Below are 2755 nucleotides of genomic sequence, written 5' to 3'. Positions count from 1 at the left end.
CCACGTTGTGCTTTTGGTAGTGCTCGACGAACAGCCCGGTGGCGGTGACGTTGTCCCCGTTGACGATGACCCCGGTGTCAGCGGTGTTGGCGGTCCAGCCGACTCCGGTGCCGTGGTCGGCGCGCCAGGCCCAGATGTCGTCGAGGATGACGTTGTCGCTGTTGACCTGCAAGCTGACGGTGGCCTTGCCGGCGTGCGGCCCGCCGACCCGGAAGAACACGTCCTGCAGGGCGGTCGGGTCGGCCGGGTCGCTCCAGCCGTTGTGCTGGCGGGCCTGCCCGTGGGTGGCGTGCTGGGTGCCGATCTGCAGCAGGACCGGGGAGCTGACCGGCCCGGCGTCGATCATCAGGCCGGCGATGTCCACGCCCTTGACGTCGGCGACGCTCATCGCGACCGCGCCGTCGACGGCGGTGAGGGTGGCCAGGCCGAGGCCGAGCACGATGGTGTCGGCCCGCTTGACCTTGATCGTCCGGTCGATGCTGTAGACCCCCGGAGTGAAGAGCAGGTTCTTGCCCTGGGCCAGCTGGTTGTTGATCGTCTGCACGGAGTCGGTCGGCTTGGCCACGAAGAAGTCCGTCAGCGGGATCGAGCGACCCGGCGTGGGCCCGTTCGCCCATGTCGTCCCCGCTGTGTTCGTCGCGGGCGCCGGGACGAAGACCGCCCAGCGGCCGCTCGAGTCGACGTACAGGTAGGGCTTGTCTTTGCTCGCCGGGTTCGTGGCCAAGGTGGTGTACGGGCCTCCGCAGGTCGCCGACGCGGGGAAGCACTGCGCCGGGGCGCCCTGGACCCCGGCGAAGACCTGGTTCCACACTCCGTTGGTCCAGCCGTCCAGCGTGCTGTTACGGACGAGGAACTGCTGCTGCGAGCCGTTGATCACGGTGCCGCCGGCGAACTGCGAGTCGGCGATGAAGCCGCCGCTGGCGAACGACGGGCCCGTGCAGTAGTCCATCAGGGTGGTCAGTCCGTTGACGTTGACCCGGCGCATCGGGGCCGCCTGCGACACCGCCCAGAACTCGCCGCTGTAGCAGCCGAAGTTGGGTGTGGTCACGTTGATGGTCAGGTTGGACAGCGACCGCCAGAAGTTGTTCAGGGCGACGCAACCGTTCGCGTCGCACTGATTGCGGACATAGACCGACCCGTTGATCGTGACGTCCGTGGGGGACAGGCCCAGCCCCGCGACGTCGGTGTAGTAACCCACCTGGAAGTTCAGCGGTTCGGCGGCGCTGCCGTAGGTGCCGGGCTTGAACAGCAGCGCGTAGCGCTGCGTCCCGAACTGGTTCGAAACCTGGTCAGCGGCGATCGCGTCGACGGCGGTCTGGATCTGGCTGGTCGGCATCGACGGGTCGAACACGAGGACGTTGGGCCCGAAGTCCGGCTGGCCCGACCCCTGGGGAGGACTCGCGGACGCCACGCCGGTCATCGACAGTGTGGTGGCGAGAACGGCGGCGAGAATCACCAGCCGACGGCCGACCCGGCCCGCCCGCCCCTGGCGGCGGTGCACCAGGAGACTCCCCGCAGGCACGCGATTCGGTGTCATGGGCGGGCCACCTACTCATTGTCCGTCGGTGCGTTGCACAGATGAGGCCAACCCGAAGCGCCCGGCTCAACCTCGGCGGTTCACTCCGCGCAGACTCGTCAGTCCGCGCAGACTCGCACGGCCACCGGGCCACGGCAAGAGCCCGCTCACCGAGTGGCCTGCCAGGGAGCCGGCCTCGGCCCGGCTGCCCCGAAGAGGGTCCACCGGCGCGTCACTCGCGCAGGGTTACCGCGGGCCGGTACGGCGGCGGGTCCCCCGCTCCCCTGCCGGGATGACCGAGCGGGTGTCGGTGGCGATCATGCGCGCCGGCCCGCCTATCGACGCAGCGGGCGGACGCCGGTGCGGTCCGCACCGACCGGCCAGACTGACGAAACTGTCCCCGGCAGGCCGGGTACGGTCGCCGCGAACAGCGCGGGCAACGCCCCCGTCCATGGGGCTCGCCTGCCGAGGGGACGGCGCCCAGCATCGAGGAGCGGACCGGTCAGCGCGAAGGCCCCGGATGGGTAGTGCCGCCCTGCCTGTCGAAGCCGTCAGCGGTCCCCTCGGCGCGAGTTGACCGCAACCGCACCGGCCGGGTGACCGTGGCACCGTGCCGGGCGAGCGCCCGCGAGGTCTCGAAGCAGACACCGGAGTTGGCCCCGGTCACGATGGCCCGCTGACCGGTCAGGTCGGGCAGGTCGGCTTGCGTCCGGGGCACACCGATCTCCCGGTTGGGGTTGGATCGGATGCGAGGGCAGCGGCCCTCATCTGGTGGGCCGCGACACCTCATCACGCCGAGTCGTGCCCCGCACCGCAGCGGACTAGGGTCGATCACCACCAGCGCGCGGCGCGTGACCCGGGCCTCGCCACCGTCGACGAACCAGGAGCCTGCCATGTCAGAAGACCAGAGCACCGCCGATCAGTCAGAGGTCGTCGCCGCCGCGGCGATCAGCGACGGTGCGTACACGCTGTTCGTCGCCGACTTCCCCGACACCGACACCGCGTGGGAGGCCTACGAGGCGCTGAAGTCCGTCGAGGATGGCCGCCGCGTGGAGATCGAAGGCGTGCTTGTCGTCAAGCGCGAGGCGGACGGCACGTTGGAGGTCCAGAAGGCGACCGACCACAGCACCCGCCACGGGCTGAGGTGGGGCGTCGTCGGCGGGGTCGTGCTCGGCGTGCTGTTCCCCCCGTCGATCATCGGCAGCGCCGCGGTGCTCGGCGCAGCCGGCGCCGCGGTGG

General features: G+C 70.6%; 2 protein-coding genes and 1 pseudogene. 1 reads left to right on the top strand and 2 read right to left on the bottom strand.

Annotation, left to right across the window (positions count from 1 at the left end; translation table 11 throughout):
• Positions 1-1426, bottom strand: a 1426-nt coding sequence (locus VIM19_17740; protein HEY5186695.1) for a glycosyl hydrolase family 28-related protein, incomplete at its 3' end; no start/stop codon positions are given.
• Between the two features lie 575 nt (positions 1427-2001).
• Positions 2002-2234: pseudogene (locus VIM19_17735) on the bottom strand (hypothetical protein).
• Between the two features lie 175 nt (positions 2235-2409).
• On the opposite strand from VIM19_17735, the gene VIM19_17730 reads away from it, so the two are divergent.
• Positions 2410-2755 (top strand): hypothetical protein (locus VIM19_17730; protein ID HEY5186694.1); only part of this gene is annotated, 346 nt, incomplete at its 3' end.

This window comes from Actinomycetes bacterium (genome assembly GCA_036510875.1).
Classification (GTDB): domain Bacteria; phylum Actinomycetota; class Actinomycetes; order Prado026; family Prado026; genus DATCDE01.
Note: the sequence above shows the minus strand (reverse complement) of the source record. Positions and strands in the feature narration are given on the sequence as shown.